We start from the raw sequence: 22,065 nt of genomic DNA, 5'->3' as shown, positions 1-22,065 counted from the left end.
GTTACTGTTACACCATCAGACTTTATTTCTTTAATAAGAAGTTGTACCTGTCATTTGTCTAATTTTTTTATTAGGTGGAGGACGAAATACGTGTGAAAATCGGCCACTTAGATTTGAATCTATTGGTATGACCGACTTACACATTTTCTGACTTTTTTTAAATGTAATTATCTTCTATTTAAATTCAATCTTCATATTATCACTATCAAAATAAACTAAATCACCATCATCATAATGCCACACAGCTTTAAATTGTGTAGGTTGCATGAAACCTTTGTTCTCTTTATAGTCACTACATATAGCAGACCAACTTCTTTTTTCATAAATTCCATCTCCACTATCAACCCATCTATCATCCGTTGTAAAAGAAATCATCTCTCCATCTTTATTAAATTTGAATATTCCAGTTGCAGTTGTTCCATTGTAAGTTATAGTAGCTTTGCAATTCAAATCATCTATTTCTTCGGGTGATGAGGGGAAAATTCATATCCATTTGGTCTATTTTCCCCAATCGAAAGTAGCAGATAAACAATTTAAAAGTAGCTTAGGTCGTCTGTTTTTCATGCAACACTTAACTAAGTTTTTCCTTCTCCTCTTCCCTCATATAATACATATTCTAATACATATTCGTTAGAATTTTCTTGTTATTCAAGATAAAAAGTGCCTTACTGTTTTTCTATAGCGTCCTATGAAAAAATGTGATATCTTATTAGCATGTTTCCTTTATTTGCATACATATATTTTCCTCAAAGGTAAATTTCACAACTCATTTTAACGGATATTGAGTTAATCGATTTATAGGAGGTATAAAGATGAAGCGTACAGTTGAAATGATTTTCACTAGTATTGGATTAGTGATTTTCTTGTTAATGACAGTTAGTGTTGGCGTCGTTGCGTTTACTAATAATGATACGATGGAATCAATGGTTGAAGAATTCATGCAACTTCAAGAAGAGACTTCAGAACCTGGAGTTGAAGAATTAAATGAACAAGAGTTTAAAACCGTGCTTGAAACAGGAACAAACTATTTATTCTTTGTGTTTTTAGTTCAAATAGCGTTGGGCACCCTTGCATTATTCTTCTTAATAGGAGACAAAAAACCGAAAGCTGCAGGAATATTACTCATTGTTACCGCTATTGTAGGTACCGTTGCCAGCCTTTTCTTTGGTATTTTCGGAGGCGCCGCTTACCTAATCGCAGGTATTATTGCCCTCGTTCGTAGACCTAAAAAAATGATCGAATAGATGTTATTGTCTTTATGGTTTATATTAGTATGGTTGGTACCCACTTAAAATGGGTACTGGCTATTATTTTTGCAAAAGAAAAAGCACTTATGTCCACAACTTACATCAATTGTTTAACATATAATTAAAATACTACTCGTTCCCTTTTCAAATTCATTTAAATTTGTCCTCAATTCGATATCTGCTTGTAAAACATAACGCGTAACCTACTGTCTTTGATCCTCTTTTTCATTTAAAAGTCCCCCAAGCATACCTGCCCCTCAAAAAGGGCAATTCGTTTACGACCTACTTAAAAAATCTTTTCAACTTAATTATTGAAGCTAAATGTCCAATCTGCTGTACAATCGAAATTACAATACAGTGTTACTTCATTTTTCTGCAAGATGTCTATCTTTCTGAATCCCCCCTGTCGGCAACTCGGCATTTGTATATGTATCTTAATTACAAAGCCATTGAATATGCAATAGCAGGAAAAATTTTGTTATTGCCTTTGATAGGAATGTGCTATAATAAGAAAGGATTTAGGAGGGTAGTACATGAATTTTAAAGAAAAATGTCAAGCTTTAATCGATAAATGGAAATCTAAATTAAGCCAAACAAGTACATCTTCCCGACCATTGCTTCAAGAATGGAAGGAATTATGGAAAACAGGCAAAATCCAGCGAACTTCACGCATTTCCTATCATGTAGTTTGGAATGTTATTCTATTTTTTCTTATCATAGGTTTAATCGGTGTGTTTTTTGCTGGTGGTGTAGGTGCTGGATATTTCGCTTCGCTGGTCAAGGACGAACCTGTCCTACCGTATCAGGTGATGAAGCAAGACATATACAATTACGATGAAACGTCCAAATTGTATTTTGCGAATGAAACTTACTTAGGTGAATTGCAATCGGATCTTTACAGGGAAGAAACAACCTTGAAAAACATATCCCCGCATTTAATTGATGCGGTTATTGCAACGGAAGATGAGTATTTTCAAGAACATAAAGGTATTGTCCCAAAAGCGATTGTTCGGGCTATTTTTCAAGAAGTAACCAACGCCAAGACGAAAACAGGTGGAAGCACACTAACACAACAACTCATCAAAAACCAAATTTTAACCAATGAAGTTTCTTTTGAGCGGAAAGCAAAAGAGATGTTACTCGCTTTACGTCTAGAACGGTTCTTTGAAAAAGAAGAAATATTAGAAGCGTATCTCAACGTCGTTCCATACGGGAGAAATGCGTCAGGCGATAATATTGCGGGAATAGAAACCGCTGCCCAAGGAGTATTTGGTGTTTCAGCAAAAGAATTAAACCTTGCTCAATCAGCTTATTTAGCTGGGTTACCGCAAAGCCCGTCCATGTATACACCGTTTCAAAATGATGGTACTCTGAAGGATAAAGACATGCTACAATATGGCATTGATCGCATGAAATCTGTCCTAAAAAGGATGTATGAATCTGATTATATTACGAAAAAAGAATATAAAGAAGCCTCAGCTTATCATGTTACGAAAGATTTTATAGAAGGTTCACCTTCTTCTATTGATAAATATCCGTATTTAACTTTTACCATTGAAGATAGAGCGGAAAAGATTTTAGCAAAACAGTTGGCAAAAAAAGACGGGCATAGCGAGAAAGATTTGGAAACGGACAAAGATTTGCAAGCTGATTATTTAGAGCTTGCTAAACGCGATTTACGGGTTAATGGTTATGAAATCCATACTACCATTGACAAAAAAATGTATGATGCTATGCAAAAAACTACGCAAGAATTTGCTTACTATGGACCGGACCGTACTTACACGAAGAAAAATCCAAATACTGGTGAAGTAGAAAAAATTACAGAAAAAGTGCAAACAGCTAGTGTTTTAATTGAAAATAGTTCTGGAAAGATTCTCAGCTTTGTTGGTGGCCGTGGCTATAAAGACGATAATTGGAACCATGCATTTCAAGGCAAAAGATCTAATGGAAGTACAATGAAACCATTATTAGCATACGCTCCCGCTATGGAGGAAGGGGTCATTCAACCAGGTAGCGTAATTGCTGACTACCCAAAACAGATACCAGGTTGGGAATTTGGTAAGCCAGGAAACTACAGTGGAGGACATTACGGACTTATTTCCGCGAGAGAAGCCTTAGCAAAATCGCATAACTTTCCTGTAGCTGAAATTTACTCGAAAATAATTAACAACGACCCCGCCTCCAAATATTTGGAAAAAATGGGTTTCACATCACTAACTGAAGGAGATCATGTGCATCCTTCCTTATCCATCGGAGGGATGGAGCATGGTGTATCCGTGGAGGAAAATGTGAACGCCTTTACAACGTTTGGTAATAACGGAAAATTTGTTGATGCCTATATGATTGAAAAAATAACGACACAAAGTGGAGATGTAGTTTATGAGCATAAAGCAGATGCTGTTGATGTTTTCTCTCCACAAACAACTTATTTAACTGTAGATATGATGCGAGATGTACTCACAAATGGTACCGGGGTATACGCTAATTCACAATTAAAACACCGCGGTGTTGATTGGGCAGGTAAAACTGGGACCTCTCAAGAATATAAGGATTCCTGGTTCGTAGCAACAAACCCTAATGTTACATTTGGTACATGGATTGGATATAAAACTGCATATTCCTTAAATGATGCAGGAATGAGCTTAAGCTATGGACAGCGAAATATTAAGTTATGGGCGGAATTAATTAACAGCGCAACAGATGTAAACCCAAAATTGTTGGCACCATCTAAAAACTTTCAGCGACCTAATGGGATTGTTTCAAGAAGTTATTGCGCTATATCAGGTTTACTACCTTCAGAGCTTTGTGAAAAAGCTGGTTTGGTGAAAAGTGATATTTATAACAGTAAATACGTTCCTACTAAAGTAGATGACAGCCTCGTATCTGGTGGAAGTATGGTTGTCGTCAATGGAAAAACAATTGCTGCAGGTCCAAATACGCCTAGTGAATTTACCATTGGAGATGGTTTAGCATTTAACCCGGCATTTTTAAAACGAAAAGGCTACGATAAATTAAGTGATCTCAGTATCTTATTCCCACGAACAGAGCGGGAAAAATGGGAGAAGATTAGTGGTGTTGGAAGCAGTTCTGAAGGTGCCATTAAAAATGATGGCAAAGCGCCAAATGCGCCGAGCGCATTAAGAAAAAGCGGCGGAAAACTTACTTGGGGCAAGTCTTCAAGCAAAGACGTGGTCGGGTACCGCATTTACCAAGCTACTGGACCAGGTAACAGCTTCTCCCAAATTGGTCATACAACATCTACTTCTTACAATATTAACAGCGGAAACGCACGTTATTATGTAAAAGCAGTCGACTATTTCGGGAAGGAATCTACAGCTTCTGCAGAGTTAATCGTTGGCGATACAAAAAAAGAAGAACCAGAAACACCAGATAAAGAAAGCAATAAAGAAGCTGAAAATCCATCAAATGCTGACCAAGAAGAACAGCAAGCTGAAACAACGGATGAGACAGATAAGCAACCCGAAACCCCAGAAGATGATGATGACAAAGACAATACAGAAGAAAATCAAGATACAGAAGGTGACGATACACCAGAAGAAACAACCGAAGAATGACTTTTTTGCAGAAGAAAAGATACGATTCTCTACCAAAAACAAAAATCTCGTACCTACGGGGTTTTTGTTTTTCCATATATTATTGGAAAGCCAGGATTAATCTAATAGACGTGCCTCTCTCTTTTTTTCTAAGTAATATTGACAATACATTTATTTATAGATTTCACTAAAAATTCTGATCGTACTGTTGTATAATGATATGTAAGCGGATTATATAATTAGGTGGTGGGCTAATGAAACATGAAAAAAAGCATTATGCGCTAACAAGAGAAACACCAACAGAAACAATCACCATTGAAGGACCATTAGAGAAAGAAGAATTACAGCAATATAAATTCCATGAAGATTTAATTGCATTTCGACCGCCCTCAAAACAATTTGAAGCTATTTTGAATATCTCTACTTTTCCTGAAGGGCGCATTATCATAGCAAGGACAAATGACACAATTATTGGTTATGTTACTTATTTACATCCAGACCCTTTAGAACGTTGGTCTGAATTTAAGATGGATGAATTAATTGAGCTAGGCGCTATTGAAGTTATTCCTGCTTTTCGTGGTGCAAGAATTGCATCTGCGTTACTTGAAGTATCTATGATGGATGCATTCATGGAAAACTATATAATTATTTCAACAGAATACTATTGGCATTGGGATTTAAATGGTACAAAGCTTAGTATCTGGGATTATCGAAAAGTAATGGAGAAAATGATGGCTGCTGGTGGATTAGTCCCTGCTTCAACAGATGACCCAGAAATTATCTCCCACCCAGCCAATTGTTTGATGGTTCGAATTGGTAAAAATGTTTCTGAGCACTCCATCAAACGTTTCAATACGTTACGATTTCTACAAAGACATAAATACCGAAATATGCAGGGGGGATTATAATGCTAGTCGAAGAAATTATGAAAACAGAGGTTATCACACTACCTCCTACAGCGACTATACAAGAAGCACTGGATCTATTAAATCAACATAAGATACGCCACATTCCAATTATTGAAAATGATAATCAGGTCACAGGCATCGTTTCTGATCGAGATGTTCGGGATGCCAGTCCTTCCATTTTCGAATCCGCTACAGATAAACATAATTTACAACACGAAATACAATCCATTATGAGTCAACCAGTAATTACGATCCATCCATTAGATTTCGTGGAGGAAATAGCTAAAATATTTTACGATAAAGAAATAGCATGCTTGCCAGTTGTTAGAGAAGGAAATAGGCTAGTTGGTATTGTTACAGAAAAAGACATGCTATACACGATGATTCAATTAACTGGCACTCATGTACAAAGCTCTCATATTGAAATAAAAGTACCTCATCGGCCTGGTATCTTACCTGAAGTGACGGCTATCCTTGGCAAACGCAAAACAAATATTGTCTCTGTACTCGTTTATCCTTCTAAAGATGATCCAAATTATAAAATTTTGGTCTTTCGTATACAAACTATGAATCCACTCCCTGTTATTGAAGATCTTCGTGAGGCTGGTTACGAACTACTTGCTCCGAATCATATTGCGGGGCCAAATCGATGACGTGTACGGCTAAATTTGTGTTCTCTGATAACTTATTGCAATACCACTTTCACGAAGACCACCCTTTCAACCAAAAACGAGTACTGTTGGCAACGGAATTGCTACAAGCAACAGGCACTTTACCAGAAGGCCGAATCATCTCACCCAGAATGGCAACGGAAGAAGAATTAAAATTATTTCACGATCATGCATACATTGAAGCAGTTAAACAAGCAAGTAAACGTATGCTTCCAGAACCAAGAGCTACTGAATATGGCCTTGGAACAGAAGATACGCCTATATTCCCAGCAATGCATGAAGCGTCTTCCTATCTTGTAGGAGGTTCCCTTACAGCTGTTGATGAAGTGCTATTAGGCAAAGCGACTCACGCATTGAATCTTGGTGGCGGTCTGCACCATGGATTTAAACGAAAAGCATCGGGATTTTGCATTTATAATGACGGTGCAATTGCTATTCGTTATATAAGGGAAGTTTATAATTTACGTGTTCTTTATGTCGATACGGATGCGCATCATGGTGACGGTGTGCAATGGGCATTTTATGATGACCCCAATGTGTGCACCTTTTCCATTCATGAAACAGGAAGATATTTATTTCCAGGTACAGGGAATGTTAATGAGCGTGGTATAAAGGAGGGCCATGGGTATAGCTTCAATCTGCCTATTGATGCATTCACAGAAGATGAATCGTTTTTGAATGCGTATACAACAGCGTTAACTCAAATTACAGCATTTTTTAAACCAGATATAATTATAACGCAAAACGGCGCGGATGCGCACTGTTACGATCCATTAACCCATTTATGTAGTACAATGGCTATTTACGAGCAAATACCTTTATTAGCACATCAATTAGCACATGAGTATTGTAACGGGAGGTGGGTTGCATTAGGCGGAGGGGGCTATGATATGTGGCGAGTTGTTCCCCGTGCTTGGGCGCAAGTTTGGAATGTCATGCACAATATGAAGCCTGCGAAAGGCGAATTGCCGACATCCTGGTTAGAAAAATGGCAAAAAGAGAGCCCTGTTACCCTTCCAACTCATTGGGAAGATGACCCTTCTATTGTTCCTGTCATTCCTAGAAAAGAAGAAATTTCTGAGAAAAACAATCTTGCTTTACAACAGTTATTGAAATATACTGCTAAACCTTCAGACCAGCTGAAGCTATACTGAAACTATAAGGGCTCTTTCATCTAACTTACAGACTCTAACTCTAAGACAAATATAATATACATTCTAGCTAAGAATGAGCCCATTTTTTAGTTAAAAAAACCTTTCCTATAGTAAAAGAAGAAGAAGAAACTTTAGTCAGTTTCTCCTTCTTGCATTTTTTGCAAATTATTTTCTTCCAAAATAACAATTTCTACCCGACGGTTCTTACTCCAATTAGCTGATGAATTATTTGGCGCAACTGGCTTTGTATCCGCATAGCCAACAGAAGAAAACCGTGATTTATCAAATTGGTTTTCATTTAGTAGATAGCGGATCACACTTCCAGCTCTTGCTCCTGATAATTCCCAATTCGAAGGGTATCTAAAATTAGAGATCGGCCTACTATCTGTATGACCTTCAACAAGTACAGGATTTGGAATATTATGTAGTAAAGAACTCACCTTATTTAAAAATGGCTTTCCTGATTCTAAAATAACTGCTTCCCCTGTATTAAACAAAAGACTGTCCTGCAAAACCAGTTCTACGCCTTGATCTGTTCGTGTGGCAGTTATCACATTATTTAAATCATTTTTATCCAAGTATGTTTCTACTTCTTGCAACAGTTGATCTAAAGAGGACCCTCCATCATCTTTACTAGCGTCCTTATCTGTTGTGTCAGGTAGTTGTGTTGGTGAGTCAAACTCATTAGACTGCTCGCCATTTTCTTTATTGCTTGATTGCTCAGTTGGATTTTCCATTGGGACCGCAGAAGGATAAAAATCAAAAATCATGCGATTACGAAATGATTCAGAAATAGCTTCGAACTTAACCAAATCAATTTGTGACATGGAAAAAAGCAACACAAAAAACACTAATATAAGTGTTACCATATCTGAATAAGTAACCATCCATTTCGGGGCACCCTTGTTGGCTGTTTTCTTGATTTGCCTACGCTTCATGAATACTTTCCTCCATGAAACCAGGTTGTTCATCAAGTTGTTGTTGCTTTTTCCGATCCTCATTAGATAAAAAAGCGCTTAGTTTTTCTTCTAAAATTCGCGGGTTTTGACCAGATTGAACACCAATAACACCTTCGATCGTAATTTGCTTCATAAACACTTCTTCTTCTGTCTTACTCTCTAATTTAGCTGCCATTGGAATAAAGACTAAATTTGCAAGTACAGTTCCGTAAAGTGTTGTAAGTAGTGCTACAGCCATACTTGGTCCGAGCGCAGTAGGATCTTGAAGATTATTAAGCATCAATACAAGACCTACAAGTGTCCCAATCATTCCCCAGGAAGGAGCATATTCACCTGCTTTTTCAATTAAAGCCCTCCCTCGGAAATGCCTATCTTCTACAGCAATAATTTCCGCCTCTAGAATGTCCTTAATAACTTCAGGTTCAATTCCATCCACAGCAAGCAAAATGCCTTTTTTTATAAACGGATCTTCTACTTCCTCTAGTTCATTTTCTAAAGCTAGAAGCCCTTCTCGTCTAGCCCTTTCAGATAAATGGACAAATAATGTAATTAATTCTGGTAGGCGCTGATCATGTTTATGAAAAGCTTCACTCAATACTTTTTTTGTCAGCTTAATTTGTTCGAATTTAAACGTAATGAGCATCGAAGCAACTAAACCACCAATTACAATGAAAATAGAAGAAATATCCAAAAACAAACCTGCTCCTTCAGACGATCCACTTTTGGAAACAATCGCTAACATAATCATGATGAAACCCATAGTAATGCCAAAAGGAGTTAATATATCGCGTTTTCTCATAGTTCTCTCTCCTCAGAATAGAAGTTGAATCATCTCTATTCCTTATATCGGCACCCTAGTTATTTTGTTGAATTTCTTTTTTCAATTCGATGAGGTAAAACTACCCTTTGTTCCTGAACTTCTTCTTTGTTCATATACTTTGTTAATAAGCGCATTGCAACTGCTCCAATATCATACATAGGCTGTACAATAGTGGATAGTGTTGGGCGAACCATCGTTGCTAATCGAGTATTATCAAAGCCAAATACCTCAATATCTTCTGGAACACGATATCCTTTATCTTGAATTCCATGAATAACGCCAAGAGCCATTTCATCAGAAGCAACGAAAACAGCTGCTGGTTTTTCATTTTCATCTAATAATTGATTTACTGCTTCAATACCTGAATTATAAGAGTAATCTCCTTTTACAATGAGTGACTCGTTTACAGATAAACCTGCTTCATTTATAGCACGGGCATAACCCTTATATTTCAGCTGATTGATATGTGTTTCTTCTAACCCTGATACAAACGCAGGCACTGATTTATTTTGCTCAATAAGAAATTGCGTAGCTTCATACGCCGCTTGTTCATAATCAATGTTTACAGAAGGAATTTCGTTATTTTCATCGTATGTTGCCGCCAACACAACAGGCACAGAAGAGCTTTTGAATTGCTGTACATGCTGATCAGAAATATTTCCTCCCATAAAAATAATGCCGTCAACTTGTTTTTCCAACATCGTGTTTATTAATTGAATTTCTTTTTCTTCATTTTGGTCCGAGTTACTTAAAATCATATTGTACTTATACATCGTCGCGATATCCTCAATTCCTCTTGCAAGTTCCGCAAAGAAAATACTTGATATATCAGGAATAATCGCTCCAACAGTTGTTGTCTTCTTACTTGCTAAACCTCTTGCCACAGCATTTGGTCGGTATCCTAAACGCTCAATCGTAGCTAGTACTTTCTTTCTTGTTGTAGGTTTCACATTTGGATTTCCATTAACGACACGAGAAACCGTAGCCATAGACACATTTGCTTCTCTTGCCACATCATATATAGTAATGTTATTCAATGTTTTTTCCTCCTATACTAATTATCGTTCTCTTTTTTCTATATCATACTCTACTATGAAAAATTTTTCAAAGCAAAAAAGGTTGAAGGCTTCTGATTGTCCTTCAACCTTTTTTATTCAGCATATTCTACTGGTTTTATTATAGAAAGGCAAGTAACTCGAAGCCTCCTAGTTCGCAATATTATAATACTAGGTACGATTAGCTTGTTAAGAAGAGGTGTTATCTATTCTATTATACACATTCTTCACATATTTACCAAGTAATATTCCTATTTTTATTTTACTTCATTCTTTCTGCCATATCTTTCATTTCTTCCATAAAACGGTGAAATGTCGGAACATCCATCTGTTGCGCGGAATCTGACAGTGCAACTGCAGGGTCTGGATGTACTTCAGCCATTACACCATCAGCTCCGATAGCAATAGCCGCTTTAGCTGCAGGTAATAGTAAGTCTCTCCGACCAGTTGAATGTGTAACATCGACCATAACTGGTAAATGTGTTTCCTGTTTTAAAATAGGAACAGCAGAAATGTCTAATGTATTTCGAGTTGCTTTTTCATATGTCCGAATTCCTCGCTCACATAAGATAATGTTTTTGTTACCACGGGATATAATATATTCAGCAGCATTAATAAATTCAGAAATCGTTGCTGATAAACCACGTTTCAATAGAACTGGTTTATCGACGTCACCAGCAGCCTTGAGCAATTCAAAGTTCTGCATGTTTCTTGCTCCAATTTGAATGACATCCAAGTAATCAAGTGCTTCTTCAATATGTGCTGGATTTACAATTTCACTAACTACTGCTAAATCATGCTCTTTAGCAGCTTTTTTTAAGATTTCTAACCCTTCGACACCCAAACCTTGAAAATCGTAAGGAGATGTCCTTGGTTTAAATGCTCCTCCTCGCAAAAGCTTTACGCCATGCTGTTTAATTGCTTTGGCAACTGTCGCAACTTGTTCATACCCTTCGACAGCACAAGGACCCATAATAAAATGAACATTACCATCTCCAATTGTTGCACCATTAATATCAATAATGGTATCTTCAGGCTTTTTCTTTCGTGATACGAGCAATGCTTTACGATGATCATCTTCTTGCAGTTCTAAACTGGCCTTGAATATTTCTTTAAAAATATGCTCAATCGTCGCATTTTCAAACGGCCCGTCATTACTAGAAGTAATTTGATCTAACATATCTCTTTCCCGCACAGGGTCAAACCGCTTCATACTTTGCTTTGCTTTGATGTCCCCGATTTGCTGAACTAGTTTTGCTCGCTCATTAATTAATTGCAAGATTTCTAGGTTTACTTTATCTAACCTATCTCTTACTTGATCTAATTCGCTCATTTTATATTCCCCCTATGCTTAGGTTTTTTAATAATTAGTGAATATTATAGCTAATTATATACCCTTTGTCGATTAATTTTTAAAATTCATGTATAATGAAGCGTATTCATTGTAATTTGTCTCTATTTTTAGAAACAACGGCACATTATTTGGTGTACTTAACCGCTTCGATTTAAAATGTAATGAAATACGATATACTTAACCATAAAAAGAGAGGCTTACCACTTTAGACTACATGTGGTAGATGATATGATAAGAATGGATTCATATTCGTTGTATGAAAGGATTATGCTTAATGAAAGAACAGATATTTGCCCTGGATATTGGTACACGTTCCGTTACTGGAATTATTTTAAATCAAGACAAGGAAGGTTTTGAAGTTATCGACTTCTGTATGATCGAGCACAATCACCGTTCTATGTGTGACGGTCAAATACATGATGTTGTTGCTGTTGCTAACACAATTAACCAAGTGAAAGAAAAGCTTGAACAATCACATGGGACATTAACTAAAGTCTGCGTTGCAGCTGCAGGACGCTCACTAATTACCATGAATGGCACAGCCACGTTATCCCTGCAAAATCAGCCTATTAAAGATTCTGAAATCGTTCAGCATTTAGAACTAAGCGCCGTGCAAGATGCTCTAGAAAAAGTGAGCCAACAAGAACAGGTTGCGAATACCTATCCATATTATTGCGTCGGTTATTCTGTTCTCCACTATTATATCGATGAACAGCAAATAGGTTCCCTCATTGATCAGCGTGGTGAGGTAGCAAGCACTAAAATTATTGCTACATTTTTACCTAAAGTAGTTGTTGAGTCCCTCTTAGCTGCCCTTTCCAGAGCTGAACTAGAAATGGAAGCTTTGACACTTGAACCAATTGCAGCAATGGATGTACTAATACCTGAATCAATGCGAAGATTAAATGTTGCTTTGGTTGATATAGGTGCAGGCACTAGTGACATCGCGATTACAAACCATGGAACGGTTGCGGCTTATGGAATGGTCGCAGTCGCAGGTGATGAAATTACGGAAGCTATCAGTGATACATATTTATTAGACTTCCCCGACGCCGAAACTTTTAAAAGGGCTATTGTGCAACATAAAGAAGCAAAAGCGCAAGATATTCTTGGCTTTGAAACGACCATATCTTATAAGCAATTAACCAAAGATATCACTTCTGCTATTGACTTTTTGGCTGCAAAAATCACGGAAGAAATTTTAAAATTAAATGGCAAGCCTCCAAAGGCTGTTATGTTAATTGGTGGAGGAAGCCTCACACCGAAGATAACAAAAATGATTGCCAAAAAACTTGAACTCCCCGAAAATAGAGTTGCTGTAAGAGATATTAGTGCCATTAAACAACTTACTCTTAATGAGAATTTACCTATCCAACCAGATTTCGTCACACCTATTGGTATAGCCATTGCTGCAAAACGGAATCCTGTTCATTATATTAGCGTCTACCTAAATGAACTTACACTAAGACTATTTGAAATGCGTACATTAACAGTTGGAGATTGCTTTATCCAAGCAGGGATAGATGTTCATAAGTGGTATGGAAGGCCAGGTGCTGCTTCGATTATTACTGTAAACGGAAGAAAAATCACTTTACCTGGGGAGTTAGGAGAGCCACCACAAATAATGTTAAACGGAACTGTGACTACCGTCGATAAACCAGTAAAAAATGGTGACTATATTCAAATTGAAAGAGGGAAAGATGGACAATCTGCTACCATTACCCTTTATGAATTGATTGGTGAAGTAAAACCAATGACCGTTTGGTTTGAAAATCATCAGCATACAATTTCTCCTACGTTTTTCGTTAATCAGCAACCAGCGAAAAAAGATGATGTAATTCAAGATAATGACATTATCGATTGGTTTCAGCCCAAGCGACTTCAAGATGTAATCAAACAATTGTCTAGTATCGAATATGATAGAATCAAGCCTTTTTCCATCTTTGTGAATGGAAAGGAAGTTCAACTTTCTATTGGAGAGGCACAATTTTTCATTAATCAACAAAAAGTAGATCCCTCCCACCTTCTTTATGACGGTGATCATATTGAAATTATCCAAGGCAAGCAACCAAACGTGCAGGATTTATTAGCTCAAGAAGGAAAAAATTATTGGCGATCTATAACTGTATTCTTTAACGGAAAAAAAATTCAATTAAACCAACCAGCATATATAGTAAAAAGAAAAGACGAGCGATTAAAGGGAGATAGTTTACTTGATCGTGGAGATAAGTTGCAAATATCTACTCAGAATAATGGCTTTATTTATCAAGATGTATTTCAACATGTAGATTTAGACCTATCTTCAGCAAGCGGGAAATTCCAAGTTTACAAAAACAAGCAACCAGCTCAATTTCATGAAAGCATACAACCTGGTGATGAGCTAGAAATTATTTGGTCAGAATAAAAGATTTTCACAAGTTTTACGGCACGAATAGCATACAAGGTACTATTATGTTAAGAAAAACGTGGCTTATTCGCAAAAATTTATGGATTTATACTTTAACTATAACGCTTAAAAAAACAAGCACCTACAAAGCGAGGTGCTTGTTTTCGTTTACACTATATGTTTTCACATAGCGATGAAGCCACGTTTTTCTATACGAGGAGGCAACATTTATTAATTTTTCTTTTCTAATTCTTCGGCTGCTTCCTCCATTGCTTCTGCAACGTCCTCTGCTTTTTCTAATGCTTCATCTTCTTTTTTACGCTTTTCTTTTAGTTTGGATTGTACACCTTGTGTTACATCTTTTGTTTTTTCTGCTGCTGTTTTTGTTACCTGTGATGTAGATTCCATTGCTTTTTTCTTTAAATCAGAACCAGTGGTATAAGCTTTGTCTTTCCAATTAGTTCCTTTTTCTTGAGCTACTTCTTTCCAATCATATGCTTTCTTCTTTACTTGATTAGCCCCCGTATTAATGTCATCACGGAATTCCTTTCCGGTTTTCGGTGTCATTAATAGAGCAGTCAATGCACCGACAGCTGCACCTATAAATGTTCCTAAAATAAAATCTTTACTATTGAACTGATTATCTGCCATTTATTATTCCTCCTACACTGTACTTATTTATTTTTTTTCTTCCATAGTTCCATTAAAGTAGTTCCCCATTTGATTGCTTGTGACGTTTTCTCAGGGTTCTTTTTTGCTGCTCTTGAAACACTATTTGTTAACTCTCTTAACGAATGATTAAATTCTGTTATTGTATTACCAACACCTTTAAAACCATCAAATAGACTATTTAATTTACTTGATTTTTGATTCATATCATCTGCTAACTGATTTGTTTTTGTTAATAATTGTGTTGTTTCTTCCGTGACTCCTTGCACTTGTTGTTCAAGACTAGATAATGTTTTAGATACATTATGTAAAGTTTCCCTTGCTGCTTTTAACGTAATAACCAAGTATACAACTAAAACCACAAATGCGATGGCTGCAATCACCGCGGCAATATATGCTAAAATTTCCATATTACTTCTTCACTCCCTTACTAACTTTATCATGTTGTCAACATAGCTTTAAATAATTCCCTTAATATTATCTAACGTATTAAACAAAGATTGTACATAAATTAAGTTACCCAATTGTGTTACAAATAAAACATGTGTAGATAGCTTATCGTTTTTCTTATTCTTTTCCTATAGTATTATTATTCGACAACAAAAACCATAATTCCTTTATTTATTCTAGAAAAACTTGGCTCGTCCCCAAGTCTTATGGCAAAATCTGTAGTTTTTCTTATACTATAAACCCTAAAAACTTTATACTTTCCTATAGTGTAATAAAATGAAAGAGTCTGCTTTTTCATCAGACTCTCCTTTATTATTTATGTGGTCAATATTTTTTCATATGCCTCTTGAAATTTTTGAATGTCGCCTGCCCCCATAAAAATAAGTACGCTATCGGAAAATTTCTGTAAACCTTTGGTATCTGTTAATTCTAATAGTGAACTATTATCCACTAGTTTTTGTAAATCATGAATGGTTAATTGACCACTTTCTTCCCTTGCTGAACCAAATATATCACATAAATAAACATGGTCTGCTTGTGATAAGCTATCAGCAAATTCTTGCAAAAATGTTTTTGTTCTTGTAAATGTATGTGGTTGAAAAATCGCTACAATAGATTTATTTGGATATTTCTTTCGGGCTGAATCAATAGTAGCGTTTATTTCCTTTGGATGATGCGCATAGTCATCAATAAGTACCTGATTTCCTATTCGTTTTTCAGTGAATCTCCGCTTAACACCGCCGAAACTAGCCAAATGCTTCATGCACTCAGCGTTTATTCCTTCATAATGGCATATAGCAATTACTGCTAATGCATTCAATACGTTATGATTTCCATACATTGGAATAGAGAAAGTTTCATAATACGTATTCCTGACAAATACATCAAACGTTGTTCCGTTCTCCGTTTCCATTACATTTTGAGCTTGAAAATCGTTCGTATCAGTAAACCCATAATAAACAACAGGAACTTTTGCTTGTATCCGTTGTAATTGTTCATCATCACCACAAGCAATAATACCTTTTTTTACACGTTCTACCATAGATTGAAAAGCGCTAAAAACGTCATCAATACTTGTAAAATAATCTGGGTGATCAAAATCAATATTTGTCATAATCGCATAATCGGGTTCATAACGTAAAAAATGACGGCGATACTCACAAGCCTCAAACACAAAATACTTGCTATTCACATGCCCCTTACCTGTGCCATCTCCAATTAAATAAGAAATGGGAAAAGAACTACTCAAGACATGACTGAGCAGACCAGTCGTTGATGTTTTACCATGTGCGCCAGTAACTGCAATGCTTGTATATTGCTTTAGCCATTCTCCAAGAAATTCATGATAACGATAGAAGGTTACGCCTAACCTTCTTGCTTCTTTTATTTCTAGATGGTTATCAGAAAATGCATTCCCAGCGATAACCGTATAATTTTCTTTGATGTTACTTTCTGCAAAAGGAAAAATGGGAATATTCTTTTCTTCCAATGCTTCTTGCGTAAAAAATCGTTTCTCCACATCTGACCCTTGCACATTCTCTCCAGAATCATGCAGGATTTGAGCAAGAGCACTCATTCCTGTTCCCTTTATACCAATAAAATGGTAAGTTGTCATAAATGAACCTCCAAATTGTTGTAAAAAGATTCAATCCTCTTTTAACTATTTTGCACAGTTTCTTATTATAGCAAATTCTTTTCCAGATGAGAAAAGAAAACCTGTTTTTTAAAGTTTACTTACAAGCCCTTGTATCTTTAACCTCTACCAAAGCGATTAGGAATAGAATTACGTTTGTTCGGTATAAGGAACTTTTTCTAACCGTGGATTTGGTCTATATCGTCTTCCTTCTTTTGCTTCTTGTGTACCATTCAAAAGTACATTGTCGCCTGTGAAGCCAATATTCAATTTAAGTAAGCTTCTACCTACACCATACATATCCACAGGAACGCCTAGCTTTTCAAATTCTACAATACGATCTTCTGTAAATCCACCACTAACCATAATTTTCACGTGTGAGAACCCTTCTTCATCCAATGCGTTTCTTAGCGCAAAAATGAGCTTTGGATTAACTCCCCTTGGGTCAAATGTCCCCATTAAATGATGGTTGCGTAGAAAGTATTTGTCAACTAATGTACGTGACGTATCTAGACGAACAGACTTTAATTCATTGCCAAATGCATGTGCCACTTTCAGAGAATCTGTGATTACATCATTATTATAGTCAACAAGTGCTGCTAGATCATCCTCAGGGAATAATTCATGATATGCTTTACAAGCTGCGACAATATCCCCGCGGAACATCTGGATTAACGCATGAGGCATGGTTCCCATTCCTTCTTTTCCCCACCATTCATTCATCGCGTGTGTAGCTTGCGCTGTTGATCCACCAATGAATGCTGCATAACCATCTCCAGCTTGTTGTGTATAATGATCATCACGGTCTCCCATAAAAATGACTGGCTTTTGTTTCCCTGATGTCCGGGCCGCTTTTACCACATTATATACATTGGTTGCGACAGATGTTCTTCTAGACAAAATCCCATCAATAATGCCCTCTAAAAAGCCAAATTGATGATAAGCCCCAGATACAGTTAACACAGATTCATACGGTCTAATCTTGTCTCCATCTTTTAATGAATGGATTTCCAGTGTCTCCGCATTATCCGCAAATTTATGTAATAAAGCTATTGCTTCATCCGACCCACATAATACCGCATCGTTTTTTTGAAAAAATTGCATTGTCACTTGGTTGTTAGGTAATTTTTTTGCAGCTATCTCTCTTGTTTTCAAAAAATATACTGCCGAGAACCAGCCTTCCTTAATGCGCTCATCAAATTTGAAGGTTTTGTTTGTCAAACGTTCAATTTTCCCATTTAGCTTTTGTTCAATTTCCTTCATAGTGTCAGTTTTCTCCCTTTATATGTGATCATTAAACATATCATATAAAAAAATCGTGCCGGAAACAAGAATTAGTGTCCACTACAAAAACATAGCTATCCCAAAAAAGACAAATGTGTTAGAAAAAGATACTGTTTTATGTTATAGCTCAGCGTATTTTTTGCAAATCGTAATACAAAAATCCCATTCAGTAGAAGTTACTGTTCTTCTACTGAATATTTCTACAACAAGGGTATTACGTAAGCTTTTAATATGGAGATGATTACTTTAATTCAATGCAGTAACTTGCACGTACTTGGTAACTTTGGTAATACTAGCAAGAGGATATGCCAATGAATAGGCAAGCTGCAACAAATTTACTTTTGGCATGAAGTTGTCCTATATCATGTCCTCCACTTGTGTTGACGTAACTAAAACTTCTCTCGGCTTACTACCGTTTGGCCCCGATATAATCCCCCGCTGTTCGAGCGTATCAATTAATCTAGCAGCTCGATTGTAACCTATTTTAAAATGACGTTGCAACAAAGATGTGCTGGCTCCATTTTGCTCTAGCACAAATAAAATAGCATCTTTTAAAAGATCATCTTCTTCCTCTTCTGTATGGATTTGTTCTAGTAACTGTTCTTGTTCAAATAAATAATTAGCAGGGGCAATACTTCTTGCGTAACTTGCCACTCTGTCGATTTCATCATCAGATACAAATGGTCCTTGTAGACGAACCGTTTTTCCAGAACCATTCTCTATAAACAGCATATCCCCTTTTCCTAGTAGCTTCTCTGCCCCGCTTGTATCAAGTATAGTTCTAGAATCAACTTGAGAAGACACACTAAAGGCAATCCTTGTAGGTATGTTAGCCTTTATTAATCCAGTGATCACGTCCACAGAAGGCCTCTGAGTTGCTAATATTAGATGAATTCCACAAGCCCTTGCTTTTTGTGCAATTCTACTTATCGCATCTTCTACATCTTGTGGGGAGACCATCATTAAGTCTGCCAGTTCATCAATGACAATAACAATAAAAGGAAGCTTATTCTCCATCTGTTGCTGTTTGACCATTTTTTCATTATATCTCTCTATATCACGGACGCCTTCGTGAACGAATTTTTCATAGCGTTCTTCCATTTCAGCAACAGCCCATTTTAAAGCAGCGGTAGCAGCTTTCACATCTGTAATAACCGGTGAAACAAGATGAGGGATTCCGTTATAAGGAGCCAATTCCACCATTTTAGGGTCAATAAGTAAAAATTTCACTTCTTCATGGTGGGCTTTATACAATAAACTAATTAAAATTGTGTTAATACAGACACTTTTCCCAGACCCCGTGGCACCCGCGATTAAACCATGAGGCATTTTTTGAATATTGGTAATTAAAGGTTCTCCTTCTATACTTAGGCCTAAAGCAATGGTTAAGGGTGATTCGCTTTTTTTAAAGGCTTCTGTTGCAAACACGCCTTGTAACCCTACCATTTGTGGTTTTCTATTCGGTATTTCTATCCCAATAGTATTCTTACCCGGAATGGGCGCTTCAATTCGAATATCTTTTGCAGCCATATTTAGTTTTAAATCATCACTTAAGTTTCTCACTTTGCTAACTTTAACCCCAAGCTGCGGTTGAACCTCAAATCTTGTAACGGAAGGGCCTTGGGTAACATTTACTACTTTTGCTTGGACATTAAAATACTTTAGCGTTTGTTCAAGAAGCTGCTGTTGTTCATCCAACCATGCCTTATCATCTGAGGAATGATCCTCTATATCATTTAATAAATGCAAAGGTATTTCCTTCACAGCGCTGTGCTCCGTTATCGTATCAGCTAACTCATTTGTCGATTGGCTAGACCGTGTTTCCTCAGCATTTCTATTCTGTTTTTGCTTTGTTCGATCCCATAAGTTTTTCTTATCTCTCGGTGTCATCATGACATTAAATGGAACATTATTTTTTCCCATTTGCTGTTGTCTTCGTCTTTGTGATAAACGATTTTCCCGTTTTGGTTCTGTTTTTGTTTGATTCGTTCGTTTATCTTCTTTCTGTTGGTCATCATCGCTCCGTTCTTCTTTCATTACCGTTGCAGCGGATTCTTGCTTAGCTTCTACTTGTTCTTGTGTATCTTCTTGATCAAAAGCCTCAGATGCGCTCTGGTTTTGTTCATTAGCTATACTTGCATCTGTATGCTTTTCTTGCTTTTCCAATATTGCACTTTGATACGTTTCTTCTTCTTTTAGGTCATTTATTGTTTCCTTCTGTTCAAAGTTTGTTTCTTTCGTGTTCCGCTTAGAATAACTCTCATTTTGTAATTTACTGTTTGCCAATTGCTTTACATCTTCTATTGCTTGTTTACGTAGATAAGCAGGAACTTCAGTATCTACAGATTTAATTTCCGTTCTAGATGACTCCTCCTTCAATGCTTCCAAATCTTTAAATGGATCAGCCTCCTGCTTACGCTTATAGGCAGGAACTTCCTCTATTACTTTCGCCTTGTTTTCATTTCGTGGGTGAAAACCATATATAGGTGAAGGAACTTCTGTTGGCCGAAATGGTTGGTCCGGATTTTTTTTATATACTTTATGCTTCGAATGTTCATCTTTATAGCCTTGCACCGTTGTATGTCTCGGATTAGAATGATTCACATCCCTTCTTCGAAATGCTGGTGTATCATATTTAGATACGTCATCTCCTGTTGATTTGGAAAATGTGTGACCTTGTATGCTTGATTGTTGTATTTTTGGATTACTTCTATTTTCAACTGCTTCATTTTTGTCAGAATAACTACGATGCTGACTCGTTTCATTTCCTTTATCCGGAACTACAGGAAAGCGAAATGATTTTTTTGCAGGATATTGATACATCATTTTGGCCTCAGGATGATGTCTATCTGGTTGCTGCATATCTTCATCTCGATGATTTTCTTCATCACTTATAAAAAGGCGCTTTATTTTTTTCTTCCAATTATCCCACATTTCTACTCACTCTTTCTTTATATTAAAACTGTCTTTATCCATTGTAGCAGTTTTTTAGTCCATATTGAAAATTATTTTCATAAATGATAGAAACAATAAAGTCAAACTGGTATCTCAACAATGAATAACCATTTTCAAAACACTTTCAGAAAAAACTTATTACGAAAGGCTCTATGATCAAAGCCTTCGTTTCATTTATAGCCAAAAGCTATACTTTCCTATGCTCGAACGTTGTAGACTTGTCCAGACCGCATCTTTCATTTCTTAAAATGAAGAGCTTACAACACAGATATTCCAATAAAACTTTATACTCCCTATAGTGAGAAAAAACAACCTTTATGCACAGGTTGTTTTCTTTGTTAGATTAAATGTTAAATGCTGATCCAACTTCATAGGAATTATTTAAAACATATATACCTTTTTCCTTTGGTGGATTTGGTAAGCCTAATTCCTTTTGCGAGCAGATCATGCCATTAGAAGGCACCCCTCTTAATTTAGTTGGCTTGATTTTCAACCCACTTGGCATCGTTGCACCTACTTTTGCCACGACAACATGTTGACCAGCTTCTACATTTGGCGCCCCACAAACAATTTGCAATACTTCATCACCTACATCCACTTGGCAAACGCTCAACTTATCTGCGTTTTCATGTTGTTTTTTTTCTTGAACATAGCCAACCACAAATTTAGCGCTTAAGTCAAAATCAAAGTCATCATTTAATTGATGCGTTTCAAAAAGCTGTTGTATTTCTCTTAGTATATCTTCTGTTAACGCCATTTTTCCTGCTTGTAGAAAGGAAAAATGCTTAGAAGCTTGAAAAATATTATAGCCTATAACTTTATTATGCTCATTCGTTATTCGTACAATGTCACCTATTCTATCATGCTGAATTTGGTAACGATTTCCTTCTTTCAACGGTATAATCAATACATCACCAATACCATCAACGTTATAAAATATGTTCATCCTTCTCATCCTTTTTT

General features: G+C 36.5%; 17 protein-coding genes. 6 read left to right on the top strand and 11 right to left on the bottom strand.

From position 1 onward, the window contains the following. Positions 1-174 precede the first annotated feature (174 nt). Positions 175-459, bottom strand: coding sequence for a DUF6544 family protein (locus tag B2C77_RS08680; protein ID WP_367112742.1), 285 nt, complete (start codon positions 457-459; stop codon positions 175-177). Positions 460-812: 353 nt separating this feature from the next. On the opposite strand from B2C77_RS08680, the gene B2C77_RS08675 reads away from it, so the two are divergent. From B2C77_RS08675 to B2C77_RS08655, 5 genes are all read left to right on the top strand, one after another. Next, positions 813-1,244: a DUF4064 domain-containing protein gene (locus B2C77_RS08675; protein WP_077703261.1), complete on the top strand. Its 432-nt coding sequence runs from the start codon at positions 813-815 to the stop codon at positions 1,242-1,244. Positions 1,245-1,780: 536 nt separating this feature from the next. Further along, entirely contained in the window at positions 1,781-4,825 is a 3,045-nt protein-coding gene (locus B2C77_RS08670) for a transglycosylase domain-containing protein (protein ID WP_077703260.1), read from the top strand. Between the two features lie 233 nt (positions 4,826-5,058). Further along, positions 5,059-5,712 carry a GNAT family N-acetyltransferase gene (locus B2C77_RS08665; RefSeq protein ID WP_077703259.1) on the top strand — a complete coding sequence of 218 codons (654 nt, stop codon included), beginning with the start codon at positions 5,059-5,061 and terminating at the stop codon, positions 5,710-5,712. Continuing rightward, the gene (locus tag B2C77_RS08660; RefSeq protein ID WP_077703258.1) at positions 5,712-6,365 is read left to right on the top strand and encodes an acetoin utilization AcuB family protein; all 654 of its coding nucleotides are present in this window, start codon (positions 5,712-5,714) and stop codon (positions 6,363-6,365) included. Before B2C77_RS08665 ends, B2C77_RS08660 begins: the two co-directional genes overlap by 1 nt. After that, complete coding sequence (locus tag B2C77_RS08655) at positions 6,362-7,537, top strand: acetoin utilization protein AcuC (protein ID WP_077703257.1); 1,176 nt, start codon at positions 6,362-6,364, stop codon at positions 7,535-7,537. Before B2C77_RS08660 ends, B2C77_RS08655 begins: the two co-directional genes overlap by 4 nt. Before the next feature lie 131 nt (positions 7,538-7,668). On the opposite strand, the gene motS is transcribed toward B2C77_RS08655, so the two are convergent. From motS to B2C77_RS08635, 4 genes are all read right to left on the bottom strand, one after another. Beyond that, positions 7,669-8,475, bottom strand: coding sequence for a flagellar motor protein MotS (gene motS, locus B2C77_RS08650; protein ID WP_077703256.1), 807 nt, complete (start codon positions 8,473-8,475; stop codon positions 7,669-7,671). Continuing rightward, positions 8,465-9,295 carry a flagellar motor protein MotP gene (gene motP, locus B2C77_RS08645; RefSeq protein ID WP_077703255.1) on the bottom strand — a complete coding sequence of 277 codons (831 nt, stop codon included), beginning with the start codon at positions 9,293-9,295 and terminating at the stop codon, positions 8,465-8,467. The genes motS and motP overlap by 11 nt, the downstream gene beginning before the upstream one ends. Before the next feature lie 59 nt (positions 9,296-9,354). Continuing rightward, positions 9,355-10,305, bottom strand: a complete 951-nt coding sequence (gene ccpA, locus B2C77_RS08640) for a catabolite control protein A (RefSeq protein WP_237342863.1) — start codon at positions 10,303-10,305, stop codon at positions 9,355-9,357. Positions 10,306-10,633: 328 nt separating this feature from the next. Further along, a complete protein-coding gene (locus B2C77_RS08635; protein WP_077703253.1) occupies positions 10,634-11,704 on the bottom strand; it encodes a bifunctional 3-deoxy-7-phosphoheptulonate synthase/chorismate mutase in 1,071 nt (356 codons plus the stop codon). 295 nt (positions 11,705-11,999) lie between these two features. Here B2C77_RS08635 and pilM point away from each other — a divergent pair, with 295 nt between their 5' ends. Beyond that, on the top strand, positions 12,000-14,129 hold the full coding sequence (gene pilM, locus B2C77_RS08630) for a pilus assembly protein PilM (protein WP_077703252.1): 2,130 nt from the start codon (positions 12,000-12,002) through the stop codon (positions 14,127-14,129). Between the two features lie 213 nt (positions 14,130-14,342). Here pilM and B2C77_RS08625 read toward each other — a convergent pair whose 3' ends face one another. From B2C77_RS08625 to ytpR, 6 genes are all read right to left on the bottom strand, one after another. Then, the gene (locus B2C77_RS08625) at positions 14,343-14,762 is read right to left on the bottom strand and encodes a YtxH domain-containing protein (RefSeq protein ID WP_077703251.1); all 420 of its coding nucleotides are present in this window, start codon (positions 14,760-14,762) and stop codon (positions 14,343-14,345) included. 23 nt (positions 14,763-14,785) lie between these two features. Continuing rightward, positions 14,786-15,190 carry a DUF948 domain-containing protein gene (locus B2C77_RS08620; RefSeq protein ID WP_077703250.1) on the bottom strand — a complete coding sequence of 135 codons (405 nt, stop codon included), beginning with the start codon at positions 15,188-15,190 and terminating at the stop codon, positions 14,786-14,788. A 356-nt stretch (positions 15,191-15,546) separates the two neighbouring features. Continuing rightward, on the bottom strand, positions 15,547-16,845 hold the full coding sequence (gene murC / locus B2C77_RS08615; RefSeq protein ID WP_077703249.1) for a UDP-N-acetylmuramate--L-alanine ligase: 1,299 nt from the start codon (positions 16,843-16,845) through the stop codon (positions 15,547-15,549). Positions 16,846-17,013: 168 nt separating this feature from the next. Further along, positions 17,014-18,126, bottom strand: coding sequence for a nicotinate phosphoribosyltransferase (locus B2C77_RS08610; RefSeq protein ID WP_077703248.1), 1,113 nt, complete (start codon positions 18,124-18,126; stop codon positions 17,014-17,016). 378 nt (positions 18,127-18,504) lie between these two features. Further along, complete coding sequence (locus tag B2C77_RS08605; protein WP_077703247.1) at positions 18,505-21,081, bottom strand: DNA translocase FtsK; 2,577 nt, start codon at positions 21,079-21,081, stop codon at positions 18,505-18,507. Positions 21,082-21,445: 364 nt separating this feature from the next. Continuing rightward, entirely contained in the window at positions 21,446-22,048 is a 603-nt protein-coding gene (ytpR, locus tag B2C77_RS08600; protein WP_077703246.1) for a YtpR family tRNA-binding protein, read from the bottom strand. Positions 22,049-22,065: the final 17 nt, after the last annotated feature.

Origin of the sequence: Virgibacillus dokdonensis (assembly GCF_900166595.1) — a bacterium.
GTDB lineage: Bacteria > Bacillota > Bacilli > Bacillales > Amphibacillaceae > Virgibacillus > Virgibacillus dokdonensis.
Note: the sequence above shows the minus strand (reverse complement) of the source record. Positions and strands in the feature narration are given on the sequence as shown.

What these genes read in the sequence shown, in the direction of transcription:
- B2C77_RS08625 (WP_077703251.1), bottom strand. Translation starts at nt 14,762, where the DNA reads ATGGCAGATAATCAGTTCAATAGTAAAGATTTTATTTTAGGAACATTT.
- ccpA (WP_237342863.1), bottom strand. Translation starts at nt 10,305, where the DNA reads ATGGCTACGGTTTCTCGTGTCGTTAATGGAAATCCAAATGTGAAACCT.
- B2C77_RS08675 (WP_077703261.1), top strand. Translation starts at nt 813, where the DNA reads ATGAAGCGTACAGTTGAAATGATTTTCACTAGTATTGGATTAGTGATT.
- B2C77_RS08610 (WP_077703248.1), bottom strand. Translation starts at nt 18,126, where the DNA reads ATGAAGGAAATTGAACAAAAGCTAAATGGGAAAATTGAACGTTTGACA.
- B2C77_RS08655 (WP_077703257.1), top strand. Translation starts at nt 6,362, where the DNA reads ATGACGTGTACGGCTAAATTTGTGTTCTCTGATAACTTATTGCAATAC.
- murC (WP_077703249.1), bottom strand. Translation starts at nt 16,845, where the DNA reads ATGACAACTTACCATTTTATTGGTATAAAGGGAACAGGAATGAGTGCT.
- motP (WP_077703255.1), bottom strand. Translation starts at nt 9,295, where the DNA reads ATGAGAAAACGCGATATATTAACTCCTTTTGGCATTACTATGGGTTTC.
- ytpR (WP_077703246.1), bottom strand. Translation starts at nt 22,048, where the DNA reads ATGAACATATTTTATAACGTTGATGGTATTGGTGATGTATTGATTATA.
- B2C77_RS08605 (WP_077703247.1), bottom strand. Translation starts at nt 21,081, where the DNA reads ATGTGGGATAATTGGAAGAAAAAAATAAAGCGCCTTTTTATAAGTGAT.
- motS (WP_077703256.1), bottom strand. Translation starts at nt 8,475, where the DNA reads ATGAAGCGTAGGCAAATCAAGAAAACAGCCAACAAGGGTGCCCCGAAA.
- B2C77_RS08635 (WP_077703253.1), bottom strand. Translation starts at nt 11,704, where the DNA reads ATGAGCGAATTAGATCAAGTAAGAGATAGGTTAGATAAAGTAAACCTA.
- B2C77_RS08660 (WP_077703258.1), top strand. Translation starts at nt 5,712, where the DNA reads ATGCTAGTCGAAGAAATTATGAAAACAGAGGTTATCACACTACCTCCT.
- B2C77_RS08665 (WP_077703259.1), top strand. Translation starts at nt 5,059, where the DNA reads ATGAAACATGAAAAAAAGCATTATGCGCTAACAAGAGAAACACCAACA.
- B2C77_RS08670 (WP_077703260.1), top strand. Translation starts at nt 1,781, where the DNA reads ATGAATTTTAAAGAAAAATGTCAAGCTTTAATCGATAAATGGAAATCT.
- B2C77_RS08620 (WP_077703250.1), bottom strand. Translation starts at nt 15,190, where the DNA reads ATGGAAATTTTAGCATATATTGCCGCGGTGATTGCAGCCATCGCATTT.
- pilM (WP_077703252.1), top strand. Translation starts at nt 12,000, where the DNA reads ATGAAAGAACAGATATTTGCCCTGGATATTGGTACACGTTCCGTTACT.